Here is a 15,580-nt window from a genome sequence, read left to right as displayed (position 1 = left end):
TATAGCCCGGTCACTAAACTTCAAGAATGAAATGAATGAAGGATAGGGGCACGCCCTCAGGGAAAGAAAGTGTGCTATAAAAGTATATAATTGCCTCTGTAGCGTATAACTATAGTGTTATTGATTAATCCTCCAGCTCGTCATCTACTTCATCATCACCTACTTCGGGAATATTAAGTGGAGAGTCTGCGGGGATTTTTACAATTTTTCCATTCCAGCGAACACGCTTGAACTCTTGATCTAGATCTACGCCGTATAAGCGATCAAAGATTTTGGTTCTTATGGCGTAAGTTATAGCTGCGACAATAGCAATTATAGGAATTATATAAGTGATTTCATTTGTATCGTTAAATTCTAAATCTTGATTAAGTGAAATATAAATCTGAATTACATACATACTGATAGGTACAATGATGGAGTGATACCACCAATGCTTACAAGTAAAGAACCAAAGAAGTAGAAGGAAAAGCGGTACAATTTTGCCAAATAATACCCAAGCTAAAGTGTAAATGCTCTCGTAATAGTAACTATTTATAGTACCAAATAAAGAGGATTCCCAAGATTTAACATCTGGGAATCCTTGATATACATAAAAAAGTATTGGCGATAGCACTATAAATAATGCAATCATTGTGCTTGATGATAGAATTTTTATTCTATCCAGCTTTTGGTACTTTGATTTTGCTCCTGTCGATTGCTTGTGATTCATTATCTGTTATTGCTGTGTACGATAACGCTGTTGCACCAGCGATCACTAGTGCTAAAAATAAAGCTTTAATTTTCATAATTTAGAGTGTTTTGAGTAATGATTTGTTGTTGCAAACATCACTCTAATCTCTCAAAATATTGCTAATTAATTTTTTATGTATATTCGCGCCCGTTTTGAAAAAAAAGGCACCCAGTATTATATGTGTACGGTTTAAGGGGTTATCTATTAAATTCTTTAATTTCGTTTAAAGGTTTTAACCTTTGTTTTTTGCCTTTGTTAAAAAAACCCTAAAGAGAAAATTCTTACAATTATAAATAATCGCTTTAACTTTTTTTTAACATATCTAATGTAATCTCAACTGTCTTTTATCTGCACTTATTGTGGTAATCGTAATTTTTTGTGCATTTAATGGTAAAAAGGAGGTGATTTTTTCTGGCCATTCAATAAAAACCCAATCTCCTTGAGTTAAATATTCTTCAAAACCGAGATCCAAAGCCTCTTCTTCTTTTTCTAGCCTATAAAAGTCAAAATGGTATAACACTTCGTTATTATCAGAAATATATTCGTTAACAATTGAAAAGGTAGGGCTACTTGCAGTCTCTTGTACGCCTAATTCTTTTGCAAGCGATTTTACAAGTGTAGTCTTTCCTGCTCCCATTTCTCCATAAAAGAGAAGGATATTACTTTTTGAAGAAGAGATTATTGTTTTTGCAATATGCTCAATTTCAGACAAATTATAAATCATCTGCATTAGTAGGGTATTTAAGGGTGTTGCGAAGATAAGAAAATCTTAAAGTTTTAAGATTTTAAATTATAAAAGTAGATTTTATATGCCTTTAAACGATAATTTCTCGCTTTTCTAGGGATATATACTTAAATATATAATTATTGGAGTGGTGTCCTTAATTCAAAAAGACAGAAAGAAAAATAATATAAATAGAGTGGTTGTGGTAAGAGGTGTGTAGGTGTAAAATAAAAATCGATGTCAACCTATAAATAGGTTTGAAGAATGTATTGAAAATATATTCTCCCTAATTACTAGTTAAAGTGCAAACCCCTAAAATGTAATTTCAAACTAGTTGTTAAACACCGATTTTAATTCTTCTTACTTGTAAGACTATAATTTGTGTTTGATGAAACACTAAATGATGTAAGTCCGTTTTTTGATTGATGAACATATAGTTATTTTGTAACTAACTATATTGATGATTAGGAGTGTAAAAGTCAGCTATACTTAAGAGGATATCAAGAGTTGTGTAGGAACATTCATAAATTTTCGCTTTAAATTTATGATTTTTCCCATATTTATGAATCTTCCCTTTAATTCTTCGTTTTTTAACGGTGCCTATCATAAAATTGAGGAATTTAGTAGTCATGAGATTTAATAATAGGGATATAAACTTTAACTTGCAGCCCGCTTAAATTAGCCTAAAACCATTTTTAATATATAGAGGAGTAAGATTTTTCTTATAAAATAGTGCTCCCAATCGTTTCGTTAATGATTATAAAGTCCCCTTTATTTATAGTAATCTTTATGTGCTCTTTTTTCTCTATAAGTGCACAAGAGCTTCCATATCTATCAGATATTACTGTACCTGATTCTATAGCTGTAAAAAGTTACCCTGTATTAAGAACTGAATTTTTTGCTCTTTTTAATGAATGTAAAACTTCGGTTGATTCATTGGCACTTGAATTAAAAGGAAAGGAGCTTGTAAGACGGGCTACATTAAGTAGAAACAAGTCCGATGTCGCTAAATTCTATTTGACTTTAGAAAATGTAAGAGATGGTGATTATGATATACTTGAATATATACTTGAGTATACAAGAACTAATGAGTTAGATGATTCCTATGAAGAAGGGTTGTTGCAAAAAGCTATTGCTCTTTACTATGATCAGCGAATTAAAGAGGCTTTAGCAGTAGCAGAAGAAGCGTATAGATTTTCTGAAAAAACTCAAAATATATCTAATAAATGGGTTTTAAAAAGTCTTATTGGTAATCTACAAGTTGATTATGGTAATGTTTCTATTGGATTGCAACATTTAAAAGAGGTAGAGTCTATTTATATAACAGGAGAGGTTCAAACAATACACCCTTACAATACAGATAGCTATAATAAAGATGTGCTGGCATCTATTCGATATTCAATTGCAAAGACATATTTTGAAATTGATAGTCTTGATGAGGCAGATGATTATATTGAAAAAGTTAGGATATATGCTGAATCAGTAGGAAATAAAGATCATTTAGATTATTACCTTGGTTTAAAAGCAGGAATACTAATCAAACAAAAGAGATATTTAGAAGGGTTAGATGTAACCAATCAATATATTTCTAATGATCTGAAAAAAAGTAATCAGGAGTTGTCTCATTCTTATGCCATGCAGGGTATTGCCTATGAAGGGTTGAATTTAGACGAAAAAGCAACTACTTCTTTCCTTACCGCTGATAGCCTTTTCGTAGCTGCAGGATCAGATTATTATTTTGATGAACTCAAGCAAACATTTAATTATTTACTTAATCATTATAAGAAAGAAGCAAACACAAAAAAGCAAATAGAATACCTAAATAAAATGATTGCCTACGAGGAATCAGTAGGCAGTATGAAGGAATATGTGAGCAACGGTGTATCGACTATGTATACAATCCCAGAGCTTATAGTTGAGAAAGAACTTTTAATACGTAAGCTAGAAAAGGAAAAGTCAACAAGTCATGCTGGTGTTATTCTATTCTTAATTTTGAGTTGCATAGGTGTCATCGTAGCGATATTTCAGTACAGAAAAAAACTTATCTATAAAAAGAGGTTTAATAAGCTCAGAGTAACACTCGAGAAGCGCATTGAAAATGAGATGTCATCTCCTATAAAACCTACTAGTGCGAATGAGACAACTATAAATAATTCTACACCTCAATTAAAGTCTCAACAAACAGATAAAATTAAAGCTGGTCTAAAAACTTTTGAGGACACATTAATGTTTACAGAAGAAAATATTACGCTTAAGCGTTTAGCTCTCCAAGTAGGTACTAATACAGCATATCTGTCTAAGTATATTAATGACAAGAAATCAGAGAATTTCTCTGTTTATATTAATGACTTGCGTATAAATCATGTACTTAAATTGCTTTATAGTTCTGAAAAAATAAGAACGTACACAGTGAGTGCTCTAGCAAGAGAAGTTGGTTTTTCTAATTCTAAATCTTTTTCAAATCACTTTAAACGCATCACTGGGCTCTCGGTGACTTATTTCATAAAAAATCTTGAGGATATTAAAGCGGCACCTACAAAAGAAAAGGGTGATAATGTGATTGATTTTTTAGAGCGAATTAATAAAACGGGGTAAGCAGTTTTACACTTCAGTTATATGTCCTGTCCTTCAATAACAATACACTAAATTCTCCTTTTAAATCTATGGTTGTTTCCATATTTATGAATCTTCCCTTTAATTTTTAGTTTTTTAAGGGTGCCAATCATAAAATTGAGGAATTTAGTAGTTATGAGATTTAATTATAGGGATACAACTATTAACTTGCAGCCCTCTTAATTATGCCTGAAACCATTATTAATATATATAGGAGTAAGATTTTTCTTAAAAAATAGTGCTCTCAATCGTTTAGTTAATGACTATAAGAACCCCTTTATTTATAATATTTTTTCTGTGCTCTTTGCTCTCCATAAGTGCACAAGAACTTCCGTATCTCTCTGAAATTGCTGTACCAGATTCTATAGCTGTAAAAAGTTACCCCGTATTAAGAACTGAATTTTTTGCTCTTTTTGAAGAAGATATGACATCAGTTGATTCATTGGTGCTAGAATTAAAAGGGAAAGAGCTTATAAAACGAGCAGCACGAAGTGAGAATAAATCTGATGTTGTTAAATTTTATCTTGTTTTAGCTGAATTAAGAAATAATGATTTTGATTTATTTGATTACATATTAAATTTTACTGAAGAAAATAATTTGCTCGTTTTGTATGAAACAGCTCTGTTGAGTAAGGCAATATCATATTATTATAATGATCAAATCGATATGTCTTTACAGTTAGCAGAAGAGGCGTATAAATATTCTGAAGAATCCGGAAATTTATCTAACAAATGGACTCTAAAGAATTTTATTGGGGTATTACAGATAAATTATGGAAATGTAAGTCGCGGTATTTCAAATTTAAAGGAAGTAGAGTCTATTTACACAACTGGAAAAGTTAAGAATATTCACATCTACAATAGTGATTCTCAGAACAAGAATATTCTTGCTTCCGTTAGATATTCTATTGCATCTTCTTACTTTGATATAGATAGTCTAGATGCTGCAAGCGATTACATAGAAAAAGTGAAGATTTATGCTGATATTGATAATGATAAAGAGTATCAGAACACTTACTTAGGGCTTAAAGGGGCTATTTTAATTAAACAAAAAAAATACCTAGAAGGGTTAGATGTAGCCAATCAATATATTTCTAATGACTATGAAAAAGGAGATGATGAGTTGTCTCATTCTTTTGCCATGCAAGGAATAGCCTACGAGGGATTAGATTTAACAGAAAAGGCGACTACTTCATTTATAATTTCAGATAGTCTTTTTGTAGCAGCAGGATCTGATTATTATTTTGATGAGCTCAAGCATACATTTGATTATTTACTTAATCATTATAAGAATGAAGGAAACACAGATAAGCAAATAGAATACCTAAATAAAATGATTGCCTATGAGGAATCATTAGGTAGTATTAAAGAGTCAGTGAGTAACGGTGTCGTGTCTATGTATACTATCCCTGAGCTTACAGCTGAGAAGGAACTTTTAATACATAAGCTAGAAAAGGAAAAGTCAACAAGTAATGCTGGTGTTATTCTATTCTTAATCTTGAGTTGTATAGGAGTCATCGTAGCGATATTTCAATATAGAAAAAGGCTTATTTATAAAAAGAGGTTTGATAATCTCAAAGCGGCAATTGAAAAGCGCATTAAAAATGAGGTGTCATCTCCTATAAATACTACTAGCACGACTGAGACAACTATTAAAAGTTCTCCGCCACAATTAAAGTCTACACAAACAGATAAAATTAAAGCTGGTCTCAAAACTTTTGAGGACACATTAATGTTTACAGAGGAAAATATCACGCTTAAGAGTCTAGCTCTCCAGGTAGGTACTAATTCAACATATCTATCTAAGTATATTAATGATGACAAATCAGAGAATTTCTCTGTTTATATTAATGACCTGCGTATTAATCATATACTCAAACTACTCTATAGTTCTGAGAAAATAAGAACGTACACAGTGAGTGCTCTAGCAAAAGAGGTTGGTTTTTCTAATCCAAAATCTTTTTCTAATCACTTTAAGCGTATTACTGGGCTTTCGGTGACTTATTTCATAAAAAATCTTGAGAATATTAAAGCGGCTCCTGCGAAAGAAAAGGGTGATAATGTAATTGATTTTTTAGAGCGAATTAATAAAACGGGTTAAGCAGCTCTTTTAGTTTATATACAAACATAAAAAAACCACAGCTTGTATTGCTGTGGTTTTTTTGTTTGTGGTCACGCTTTCGCGAAAGCGTAACATTTCTATTTAGGTTCAAGCACGACAAAAGGAATCACCATTTCTTCAAGGCTTACGCCACCATGCTGGTATGTATTTCTATAATAACTTACGTAGTGATTAAAATTATTAGGATACGCAAAGAATAGATCTCCCTTTGCAAATATGAATGAGCTACTCATATTAATAGTAGGTAGGTGTATCGTGCGAGGATCTTCGGCAGCGAGTACGTCTTTATTTTCATACGTCAGACTTCTTCCTGTTTTATAACGCAGGTTGAGACTTGTATTCTTATCACCAATAACTTTAGATGGATTTTTGACATTAATAGTGCCATGATCTGTAGTAAGTATAAGCTTCATGCCTAGCTCTTGCGCTTGCTGTATCATCGTGAGTAACGGTGAATTTTTAAACCAACTCTCTGTAAGTGATCTGTAAGCCTTGTCATTACTAGCGAGTTCTTTAATTACTTCCATTTCTGTCTTAGAGTGAGAAAGCATATCTACAAAATTGTAAACGACTACCGTAAGGTCATTATTTTTCTGAGATTTAAAATTATCGGCAAGTTTTTTACCGTTTTTTAAGTTGGTGATTTTGTGATATTCCCAGCTTAGGTCAAGACGTAGTCTTTTAAGTTGTGCCTCAAGAAAATCTGCTTCGTGCATATTTTTTCCTCCCTCATCTGTATCATCAAGCCATAAGTCTGGATGCTTCTTTTTCATCTCTTCTGGCATGAGTCCAGAAAATATAGCATTACGAGCATACTGAGTTGCAGTAGGCAAGATGCTGTAATAAGGTTCTTCTTGTACTTTTTTATAATGCGCATTAAGGTGAGGCTCAAAAGCCTTCCATTGATCATAGCGCATGTTATCTATGACAATGAATAGGGTAGGACTACCTTTTTTAAGGTGTGGTTGTACCTTGTCTTTAAATAATGTGTGAGACATCGTAGGTCCCTCATAGCCGTTAAACCAGTCTGGGTAATTTTTATCAATAAATTTACAAAACTGATTATTTGCTTCAGATTTTTGAGATTCTAATATTTCAAACATTCCAGTATCTTCTATCCCCTCAAGCTCCATCTCCCAGTAAATAAGCTTTTGGTACAGCTCAGACCATTCTTCAAAACTATTTACCATAGATAAATCCATAGCAATCTTGCGGAATTCTTGCTGATATGAAGAAGTAGTTTTCTGACTTATTAATCTACTATGATCAAGATTTTTCTTTAAACTCAGTAATATCTGGTTAGGATTTACTGGTTTAATGAGATAGTCTACTATTTTAGAGCCTATCGCTTCCTCCATAATATACTCTTCCTCACTTTTAGTGATCATGACAACAGGAACATTTTCCCGTTTATTTTTGATTTCGCTCAGAGTTTCTAGACCTGAGAGACCTGGCATATTTTCATCAAGAAAAATGATGTCAAAGTTTTGCTCATCTATCATTTCTACAGCTTCGGCACCATTATCACAAGTAGTTACGCTGTAATTCTTCTTTTCAAGAAATAAAATATGTGGCTTAAGTAAGTCAATTTCGTCATCTACCCAAAGTATTTGTATGTTGCTCATATAATTAGTTAAGTATGTTAGTTTTTAAGAGGCTCCTTGTTTGCAAGGCGAAACCTTATATTTGTAAGTAATACGCTTTCGCGAAAGCATAAAAAATAGAAATCCAAAATTTTTAATATTGAGGTCTCCCAAAGTTACAATTATTAACGACCCTATTTATGGGTTTATTACTATACCTAATGGTATAGTCTTTGATTTGATACAGCACAAATACTTTCAAAGACTACGACGTATCACGCAGATGGGATTGTCATATCTTGTATATCCTGGTGCGCATCATACTCGTTTTCAGCACGCGATAGGATGTCTGGGCGTTATGCAGAAAGCCATCAAAGTCCTTGAAGACAAAGGTGTTGAGATATCACCTGAAGAAAAAGAAGGTGTGTTTATAGCAATCTTACTTCACGATATAGGTCATGGTCCTTTCTCTCATGCTATGGAACATAGTATTGTAGAGGGTGTAAGTCATGAGCACATTTCTAGCTTATTTATGGAGGGTCTCAATACGGAGTTTAACGGAAGTTTAACGCTGGCAATAGAGATTTTCAAGGGATCATATCATCGCTCTTTTTTAAATCAGCTGGTTTCTGGTCAGCTAGATATGGATCGTACCGACTATTTAAAACGTGATAGTTTTTATACGGGAATGGCCGAGGGTAACATTAATACGGAGCGTATAGTTGCTATGCTTAACGTGATGGATGACAAGCTTGTAGTAGAAGAAAAAGGAGTCTATACTGTAGAGAAGTTTCTTGTCGCTAGAAGGCTTATGTACTGGCAGGTGTACCTACATAAAACAGGTATTGTAGCAGAGCAATTAATAACGAGGGTACTCAAGCGTGCAAAAGAGCTCTCTCATAACGGAGTTGTGCTAACTTCGAGTAAAGCTTTACAGTATTTTTTACAACATAGAATAGATAGTGATACCATAAAAAATAGCCTTGATACGTTTGCTCAGCTAGACGATTATGATATTATTTCTGCTATGAAAGAATGGTGTTTTCATGAGGATTTTGTGCTTTCTGAGCTGTCTAAGGCGATTATAAATAGAGATCTTTTGAATGTAAAAATTAAAAAGAAACCATTTGCACCGTCTAAGCTTGAGCAACATAAGTCCTTATTAATGGAGAAGTTTAATATAACGGAACATGAGGCATCATACTTTGTGTTTACAGGTACTATATCAAACCAAGCATATAATTATGAGAAAGGTGGAATCAATATTCTTCTCAATAGTGGGAAGATTGTAGATGTGGTAAAAGCAAGTGATCAATTAAGTTTAAAGTCACTTACAAAAGAAGTAGTTAAAAACTATCTCTGTTACCCAAAACCTAAACGTTAATTTTTCCTATTTTTGTCATCCATGAAATTTACCGCAAATCAAATCGCAGGAATACTAGAAGGAACTATAGAAGGTAACCCCGATGTAGAAGTATCAAAGCTTGCAAAAATAGAAGAAGGGATCCCAGGGTCTCTAACCTTCTTAGCAAATCCTAAGTACACATCATTTATATATACTACAGAGGCAAGTATTGCCATTGTAGGTAATGACTTTGAACCAGAGCAACCCGTTAAGCCTACGCTTATACGAGTAGAGGATGCCTATAAGTCATTTTCAAAACTTCTAGAATATTATAATCAAGTAAAACTTAATAAGTCGGGAATAGAGCAGCCTTGCTTTATTTCTGAAACAGCTACTTATGGAGACGGACTGTATCTAGGAGCTTTTTCATACCTAGGAGAGAACGTAACTATAGGGAGTAATGTAAAAATTTATCCTAATGTTTATATAGGGGATAATGTTACTATAGGAGACAATTGTGTGCTCTTTGCAGGATCTAAAGTGTATTCTGACTGTGTTATAGGTAACACGGTCTACATACACAGTGGTGCTATTGTAGGTGCAGATGGTTTTGGCTTTACTCCAAATGAAAAAGGAGAGTATAGTAAAGTACCACAAACAGGAAATGTAATTATAGAAGATCACGTAGATATAGGAGCAGGAACTACGATAGATCGTGCAACATTAGGATCTACTGTGATTAGAACAGGTGTTAAACTTGATAACCAGATTCAGATTGCACATAATGTAGAGATAGGTTCTCATACAGCCATTGCTGCACAAACAGGTATTGCTGGTTCTACTAAAATAGGAAAGCACTGTCTTATAGGTGGTCAAGTGGGTATCTCTGGACACCTAACCATAGGTGATAATGTGCGTATACAAGCACAATCTGGAATAGGAAGAAATATAAAGGATAATGAAGTGCTGCAGGGATCTCCATCATTTAATTATGCTGATTGGAATCGTTCTTACGTACACTTTAAAAATTTACCAAAAATTGTACAAACGGTAAACGAATTAAAAAAACAACAAAATAATGAGTAACGCTAAAGCACAACAACGTACGATAGCTAAAGAAATAAGCTTACAAGGTGTAGGTTTGCACACAGGTGCAGATGTACTAATGACCTTTAAGCCAGCTCCAGAAAACCACGGCTATAAATTTAAACGCCTTGATCTTGAAGGAGAGCCAGTACTAAATGCAGATGCTTCTCTTGTAACCAATACACAACGAGGAACAAACCTTGAAAGAAACGGCGTTTCTATTCAAACTACAGAGCACGTACTTGCTGCTTGCGTAGGACTTGAAATAGATAACCTTCTTATTGAGCTTAATGCTTCTGAGCCTCCTATTATGGATGGCTCTTCGAAGTTTTTTGTAGAAGCACTTGAAGAAGCAGGGGTTCTAGAACAGGATGCTGTACGTGATGAATATGTGGTGAAAGAAATTATCACTTATCTAGACGAAGAGTCTGGGAGTGAGATTATTTTAATGCCGGCAGATGAGTATCAAGTTACTACTATGGTAGACTTTGGTACTAAAGTGCTAGGTACTCAGAATGCAAGCATACAACACATATCGCAATTTAAGGAGGAAATTTCAGATAGTAGAACATTTAGTTTTCTACATGAGATAGAGATGTTGCTTGAGCACGGTCTCATTAAAGGTGGAGATCTCAATAATGCGATTGTATATGTAGATAAAGAATTATCTGCTAGTACAATGGAAAAATTGAAGGTAGCCTTTAATAAGGATGATATCGCTGTAAAGCCTAACGGCATACTAGATAACCTTACTCTGCACCATGCTAATGAAGCAGCACGTCATAAACTACTTGACGTTATAGGAGACTTAGCACTAGTAGGTACAAGAATACGTGGTAAAATCATTGCAAATAAGCCTGGTCACTTTATAAACACACAGTTTGCAAAAAAACTTCAGAAAATTATTAAGAATGAACGCCGTAATTATGTTCCAGATGTAGATTTGCATGCGACCCCTGTAAAGGACGTAAATCAAATAATGGAGATGTTACCTCATAGACCTCCATTCTTGCTTGTAGATAAGATTTTAGAGCTCACAAAAGAGCATGTGATTGGAGTGAAAAATGTAACAATGAATGAACCATTCTTTGTGGGGCATTTTCCCGGATCTCCGGTAATGCCTGGCGTACTTCAAATAGAAGCAATGGCTCAAACGGGAGGTATTTTAGTTTTAAGTACCGTTCCAGATCCAGAAAACTATCTAACTTATTTACTTAAAATAGATAAAGTAAGATATAAGCATCAGGTGGTACCTGGTGATACTCTTATTTTCAAATTAGACCTAATGTCACCTATACGTAGAGGAATCTGCCAGATGCAAGCTCGCGCTTATGCAAATGGTAAACTTGTCTCAGAAGCCGAAATAATGGCGCAAATAGTAAAAGTAAAAAATCTCTAGTATGAATCAACCACTAGCATATGTACACCCAGGTGCAAAAATTGCAAAGAATGTTGTTATCGAGCCATTTACAACCATTCATAATAACGTTGTAATAGGCGAGGGTAGCTGGATAGGGTCTAATGTGACTATTATGGAAGGTGCTCGTATAGGAAAGAACGTAAGTATCTTTCCAGGCGCAGTAATCTCTGCAGTACCACAGGATAAAAAGTTTAATGACGAGGATACCGTTACTATTATAGGTGATAATACAACGATACGTGAGTGTGTGACCATTAACCGTGGCACCTCAGATCGTATGAAAACTCAGGTAGGAAACAATTGTTGGATTATGGCATACTGCCATATTGCTCATGATTGTATCGTAGGTGATAATTGTATTTTTTCTAATAACAGTACGCTTGCTGGGCACATTACTGTAGGTGACTACGTGGTACTAGCTGGTATGGCTGCTATACAGCAGTTTTGTACGATAGGAAGCCATGCTTTTGTAACTGGTGGGTCACTAGTACGTAAGGATGTACCGCCTTTTGTTAAGGCCGGTCGCGAGCCGTTGAGCTACGTAGGGATTAATTCTATAGGACTACGTCGTCGCGGATTTACAACAGAAAAAATACGTGAGATCCAGGATATATTCCGCATCTTGTATCAGAAGAATTATAACAACTCTCAAGCTGTTGCGATTATTGAAGCAGAGATGGAAGCTACTCAGGAACGTGATGAGATATTGCAATTTATACGTAATTCTCAACGCGGTATTATGAAAGGATACTTCAATTCATAAGTTTTCTTTTTACGCTTTCGCGAAAATTTGACAACATAACACTCATGCTTTTGCCTAACATAAGGTGAGCGGTGAAATTCATAAAACGGAGAGATTGATAATCTTTTCATATTTTCGCGAAAGCGAGATTAACTTTTAATTAAATAAGAATTCTGCATTTGCAGAAACTTGATACTATATATGGCAACAACATCAGACATACGCAACGGACTTTGTATACACTACAATCACGATATTTATAAAATCATCGAGTTTTTACACGTAAAGCCGGGTAAAGGCCCAGCATTTGTAAGAACAAAAATGAAAAGTGTTACCTCTGGAAAAGTATTAGATAATACATTTTCTGCAGGACATAAGATTGAAGAAGTACGTGTAGAAACACATAAGTTCCAGTTTTTATATAATGATGGAGAGGGGTATCACTTTATGAATACAGAAGACTACACGCAAATCGCTTTACAAGAGACTGCGTTAGATCGTTCTGATTTATTAAAGGAAGGAGAGGTTGTTACCGTACTTATAAATACGGAAGATAACGCACCACTTTCTGTAGACATGCCTGCTTCTGTAATACTTGAAGTGAGTCACACAGAGCCAGGAGTAAAAGGTAATACAGCAACTAACGCTACAAAGCCAGCAACTGTTGAGACAGGAGCAGAGGTAAACGTTCCTTTGTTTATTAATGAAGGAGATAAGATAAAAATAGAGACCGATAAAGGGACCTATAAAGAGCGCGTTAAGGAGTAAATAATCTTCCATTAACTTATTATATAAATCCCGTCAAATGACGGGATTTTCTTTTATATTCGTAATCGTGAAATTTAAAAAACAACATACGCTTCAAGATATTGCAAGTCTTCTTAATATCACTTTTGTGGGTGATCCTTCGTTTCCAGTTTTGGGTATGAATGAGATCCATGTAGTAACACCAGGAGATATTGTTTTTGTAGATCATCCTAAGTATTACGACAAGGCGCTACAAAGTGCCGCGACTATTGTGCTTATAAACAAAGAAGTAGCTTGCCCAGAGGGTAAAGCACTTTTAATATCTGATGATCCTTTTAGAGATTTTAATAAGCTTACAGATCACTTTAAACCTTTTAAAAGCGCTGCTGCTGCTATAGCAGAGACGGCAATTATAGGTCAAGGAACCGTTATACAGCCTAATGTCTTCATTGGGAATAATGTGGTTATAGGTGATCACTGTACCATACATCCTAATGTATGTCTCTATGACAATACGATTATAGGTGATAACGTTACTATACACGCAGGAAGCATACTAGGTGCAGACGCTTTTTATTACAAAAAACGTCCAGAAGGTTTTGATAAACTTAAATCTGGTGGTCGTGTTGTAATAGAAGATAATGTAGATATAGGAGCTGGGACGACTATAGACAAGGGTGTTACTGGTGATACTACTGTAAGAAAAGGAACTAAGATTGATAACCAGGTTCATGTAGGGCATGATACTGTTATAGGAGAACGTGTTTTAATCGCGGCTCAAACTACCATAGCTGGTTGTGTCGTTATAGAGGACGAGGTGACGTTATGGGGTCAGGTAGGAGTTACTAGTGGTATATCTATAGGGAAGAAGGCTATCATATCTGCACAAAGTGGTGTGAGTAAGTCCCTAGAAGGAGAAAAAAGTTATTTTGGGTCACCAGCAGGTGATTTCAGAACAAAATATAAAGAGCTTGCAGCGTTGAGACAAGTGCAAGAATTATTAGAAAAACTAAAGCAACAATAATGGCTAAGAGTAATAAGAAAATCGTAAAAGAGTTTTATAGCTCAGACTTTTTTAATGACACAACTGCTTTTGATGAGTATATTCATCCTGATATGCAGCTTTTTTGGAATGCAAAAACAGGCTACAACCATATGGAAATAGCAGGATTAAAAGAAATGGCAGCAGAGGCTGGTAAATCTTTTGATGCAGTACGTCCAGAGATTACACACCTTCTTTCTAAAGAGGATCAGGTAGTGATAAGGTTCACGTATTTTGTAACTACGATTGAGCAACCAGATACAGAGCAACCTATGGCACATTTTATGGCTATATGGGAAATGAAAGATGGTTTGATGTATAGAGGGTACCAAATGAGCCAACCAGCAGAAGAAGCAAAAGAGAGCATGAAATCTTGGAAGTAAATTTCATTGTTTTTACTTCATAATACTTAACCAAACTGTTACTTTTGCAATGCAAAATTTTAAAACAAACCGATGAGCGTTTTAGTTAATAAAGATTCGAAAATAATTGTTCAAGGATTCACAGGTAGCGAGGGAACTTTCCACGCGGGCCAGATGATTGATTATGGAACAAACGTAGTAGGTGGTGTAACTCCAGGAAAAGGAGGACAAACACATCTTGATAAGCCTGTTTTTAATACTGTTCAAGAAGCAGTAGAAAAAGTAGGAGCAGATACTACCATTATTTTTGTACCGCCAGCATTTGCTGCAGATGCAATTATGGAAGCTGCAGATGCAGGAATCAAAGTGATTATCACAATTACAGAAGGTATCCCTGTTGCAGATATGATCAAAGCATCAGACTATATCTCAACAAAAGAGTGTCGCCTTATAGGACCTAACTGTCCAGGAGTTATCACTCCAGGTGAGGCAAAAGTAGGTATCATGCCAGGTTTTGTATTTAAAAAGGGTACTGTAGGTATTGTTTCAAAATCTGGAACACTTACGTATGAAGCGGCAGATCAGGTTGTAAAACAAGGTCTTGGTATTACTACAGCAATCGGTATTGGAGGAGATCCTATTATAGGAACTACTACAAAAGAAGCAGTAGAATTACTTATTAATGATCCAGAAACTGAAGCTGTTGTAATGATAGGTGAGATAGGTGGTCAACTAGAAGGTGACGCTGCAAAGTGGTATAAAGAAAGCGGTAGTAAGAAACCAGTGATAGGTTTTATCGCAGGTGAGACTGCGCCAGCAGGACGTACTATGGGTCATGCAGGAGCAATTGTAGGTGGATCTGATGATACAGCACAAGCTAAAAAAGCAATCATGAGAGAATGTGGTATTCACGTTGTGGATAGCCCAGCAGAAATAGGTAAAAAAGTTGCCGAAGTTTTAGGTAAATAATTTTACGATATATTATAAAGAAACCTCCTTTTTTAGGGAGGTTTTTTTGTTTCTAGTCGGTATCGTAATTCTTATATTTGAGTAAGTAAATTTAG

14 protein-coding genes are annotated in these 15,580 nt (G+C 34.8%); 10 read left to right on the top strand and 4 right to left on the bottom strand.

Features of this window, described 5'->3' with window-relative positions; all coding sequences use genetic code 11:
• Positions 1–124: 124 nt before the first annotated feature.
• The 3 genes from JM84_RS10525 to tsaE form a co-directional block, all read right to left on the bottom strand.
• Positions 125–631 (bottom strand): hypothetical protein, encoded by a 507-nt coding sequence (locus JM84_RS10525; RefSeq protein WP_049783452.1) that lies wholly within the window; start codon positions 629–631, stop codon positions 125–127.
• A 25-nt stretch (positions 632–656) separates the two neighbouring features.
• Entirely contained in the window at positions 657–785 is a 129-nt protein-coding gene (locus JM84_RS15480) for a hypothetical protein (protein WP_013752020.1), read from the bottom strand.
• Between the two features lie 267 nt (positions 786–1,052).
• Positions 1,053–1,454, bottom strand: coding sequence for a tRNA (adenosine(37)-N6)-threonylcarbamoyltransferase complex ATPase subunit type 1 TsaE (tsaE, locus tag JM84_RS10520; RefSeq protein WP_315897941.1), 402 nt, complete (start codon positions 1,452–1,454; stop codon positions 1,053–1,055).
• Positions 1,455–2,207: 753 nt separating this feature from the next.
• On the opposite strand from tsaE, the gene JM84_RS10515 reads away from it, so the two are divergent.
• Both JM84_RS10515 and JM84_RS10510 read left to right on the top strand, forming a co-directional pair.
• On the top strand, positions 2,208–4,049 hold the full coding sequence (locus JM84_RS10515) for a helix-turn-helix domain-containing protein (protein ID WP_013752023.1): 1,842 nt from the start codon (positions 2,208–2,210) through the stop codon (positions 4,047–4,049).
• A gap of 277 nt (positions 4,050–4,326) precedes the next feature.
• The gene (locus tag JM84_RS10510; RefSeq protein WP_013752024.1) at positions 4,327–6,168 is read left to right on the top strand and encodes a helix-turn-helix domain-containing protein; all 1,842 of its coding nucleotides are present in this window, start codon (positions 4,327–4,329) and stop codon (positions 6,166–6,168) included.
• A 98-nt stretch (positions 6,169–6,266) separates the two neighbouring features.
• Here JM84_RS10510 and JM84_RS10505 read toward each other — a convergent pair whose 3' ends face one another.
• Positions 6,267–7,814, bottom strand: a complete 1,548-nt coding sequence (locus JM84_RS10505; protein WP_013752025.1) for a bifunctional response regulator/alkaline phosphatase family protein — start codon at positions 7,812–7,814, stop codon at positions 6,267–6,269.
• A gap of 118 nt (positions 7,815–7,932) precedes the next feature.
• Here JM84_RS10505 and JM84_RS10500 point away from each other — a divergent pair, with 118 nt between their 5' ends.
• The 8 genes from JM84_RS10500 to sucD all read left to right on the top strand — a co-directional run bounded on the left by JM84_RS10500 (position 7,933) and on the right by sucD (position 15,485).
• Positions 7,933–9,156, top strand: coding sequence for an HD domain-containing protein (locus tag JM84_RS10500; protein WP_013752026.1), 1,224 nt, complete (start codon positions 7,933–7,935; stop codon positions 9,154–9,156).
• A gap of 21 nt (positions 9,157–9,177) precedes the next feature.
• The gene (gene lpxD, locus JM84_RS10495; protein ID WP_013752027.1) at positions 9,178–10,203 is read left to right on the top strand and encodes a UDP-3-O-(3-hydroxymyristoyl)glucosamine N-acyltransferase; all 1,026 of its coding nucleotides are present in this window, start codon (positions 9,178–9,180) and stop codon (positions 10,201–10,203) included.
• A complete protein-coding gene (locus JM84_RS10490) occupies positions 10,196–11,602 on the top strand; it encodes a bifunctional UDP-3-O-[3-hydroxymyristoyl] N-acetylglucosamine deacetylase/3-hydroxyacyl-ACP dehydratase (protein ID WP_013752028.1) in 1,407 nt (468 codons plus the stop codon). Before lpxD ends, JM84_RS10490 begins: the two co-directional genes overlap by 8 nt.
• A 1-nt stretch (position 11,603) precedes the next feature.
• Complete coding sequence (gene lpxA, locus JM84_RS10485; RefSeq protein ID WP_013752029.1) at positions 11,604–12,386, top strand: acyl-ACP--UDP-N-acetylglucosamine O-acyltransferase; 783 nt, start codon at positions 11,604–11,606, stop codon at positions 12,384–12,386.
• A 180-nt stretch (positions 12,387–12,566) separates the two neighbouring features.
• A complete protein-coding gene (gene efp, locus JM84_RS10480; protein ID WP_013752030.1) occupies positions 12,567–13,133 on the top strand; it encodes an elongation factor P in 567 nt (188 codons plus the stop codon).
• 67 nt (positions 13,134–13,200) lie between these two features.
• Positions 13,201–14,136 carry a UDP-3-O-(3-hydroxymyristoyl)glucosamine N-acyltransferase gene (locus JM84_RS10475; RefSeq protein ID WP_041295930.1) on the top strand — a complete coding sequence of 312 codons (936 nt, stop codon included), beginning with the start codon at positions 13,201–13,203 and terminating at the stop codon, positions 14,134–14,136.
• On the top strand, positions 14,136–14,537 hold the full coding sequence (locus JM84_RS10470) for a nuclear transport factor 2 family protein (protein WP_013752032.1): 402 nt from the start codon (positions 14,136–14,138) through the stop codon (positions 14,535–14,537). Before JM84_RS10475 ends, JM84_RS10470 begins: the two co-directional genes overlap by 1 nt.
• Before the next feature lie 72 nt (positions 14,538–14,609).
• Positions 14,610–15,485 (top strand): succinate--CoA ligase subunit alpha, encoded by an 876-nt coding sequence (gene sucD / locus JM84_RS10465; RefSeq protein WP_013752033.1) that lies wholly within the window; start codon positions 14,610–14,612, stop codon positions 15,483–15,485.
• Positions 15,486–15,580: the final 95 nt, after the last annotated feature.

It is taken from the genome of Dokdonia sp. Hel_I_63 (genome assembly GCF_007827285.1).
Taxonomy (GTDB): Bacteria; Bacteroidota; Bacteroidia; order Flavobacteriales; family Flavobacteriaceae; genus Dokdonia.
Note: the sequence above shows the minus strand (reverse complement) of the source record. Positions and strands in the feature narration are given on the sequence as shown.

What these genes read in the sequence shown, in the direction of transcription:
- JM84_RS10525 (WP_049783452.1), bottom strand. Translation starts at nt 631, where the DNA reads ATGATTGCATTATTTATAGTGCTATCGCCAATACTTTTTTATGTATAT.
- efp (WP_013752030.1), top strand. Translation starts at nt 12,567, where the DNA reads ATGGCAACAACATCAGACATACGCAACGGACTTTGTATACACTACAAT.
- lpxA (WP_013752029.1), top strand. Translation starts at nt 11,604, where the DNA reads ATGAATCAACCACTAGCATATGTACACCCAGGTGCAAAAATTGCAAAG.
- tsaE (WP_315897941.1), bottom strand. Translation starts at nt 1,454, where the DNA reads ATGATTTATAATTTGTCTGAAATTGAGCATATTGCAAAAACAATAATC.
- JM84_RS10490 (WP_013752028.1), top strand. Translation starts at nt 10,196, where the DNA reads ATGAGTAACGCTAAAGCACAACAACGTACGATAGCTAAAGAAATAAGC.
- JM84_RS10515 (WP_013752023.1), top strand. Translation starts at nt 2,208, where the DNA reads ATGATTATAAAGTCCCCTTTATTTATAGTAATCTTTATGTGCTCTTTT.
- JM84_RS15480 (WP_013752020.1), bottom strand. Translation starts at nt 785, where the DNA reads ATGAAAATTAAAGCTTTATTTTTAGCACTAGTGATCGCTGGTGCAACA.
- JM84_RS10505 (WP_013752025.1), bottom strand. Translation starts at nt 7,814, where the DNA reads ATGAGCAACATACAAATACTTTGGGTAGATGACGAAATTGACTTACTT.
- lpxD (WP_013752027.1), top strand. Translation starts at nt 9,178, where the DNA reads ATGAAATTTACCGCAAATCAAATCGCAGGAATACTAGAAGGAACTATA.
- JM84_RS10510 (WP_013752024.1), top strand. Translation starts at nt 4,327, where the DNA reads ATGACTATAAGAACCCCTTTATTTATAATATTTTTTCTGTGCTCTTTG.
- JM84_RS10470 (WP_013752032.1), top strand. Translation starts at nt 14,136, where the DNA reads ATGGCTAAGAGTAATAAGAAAATCGTAAAAGAGTTTTATAGCTCAGAC.
- sucD (WP_013752033.1), top strand. Translation starts at nt 14,610, where the DNA reads ATGAGCGTTTTAGTTAATAAAGATTCGAAAATAATTGTTCAAGGATTC.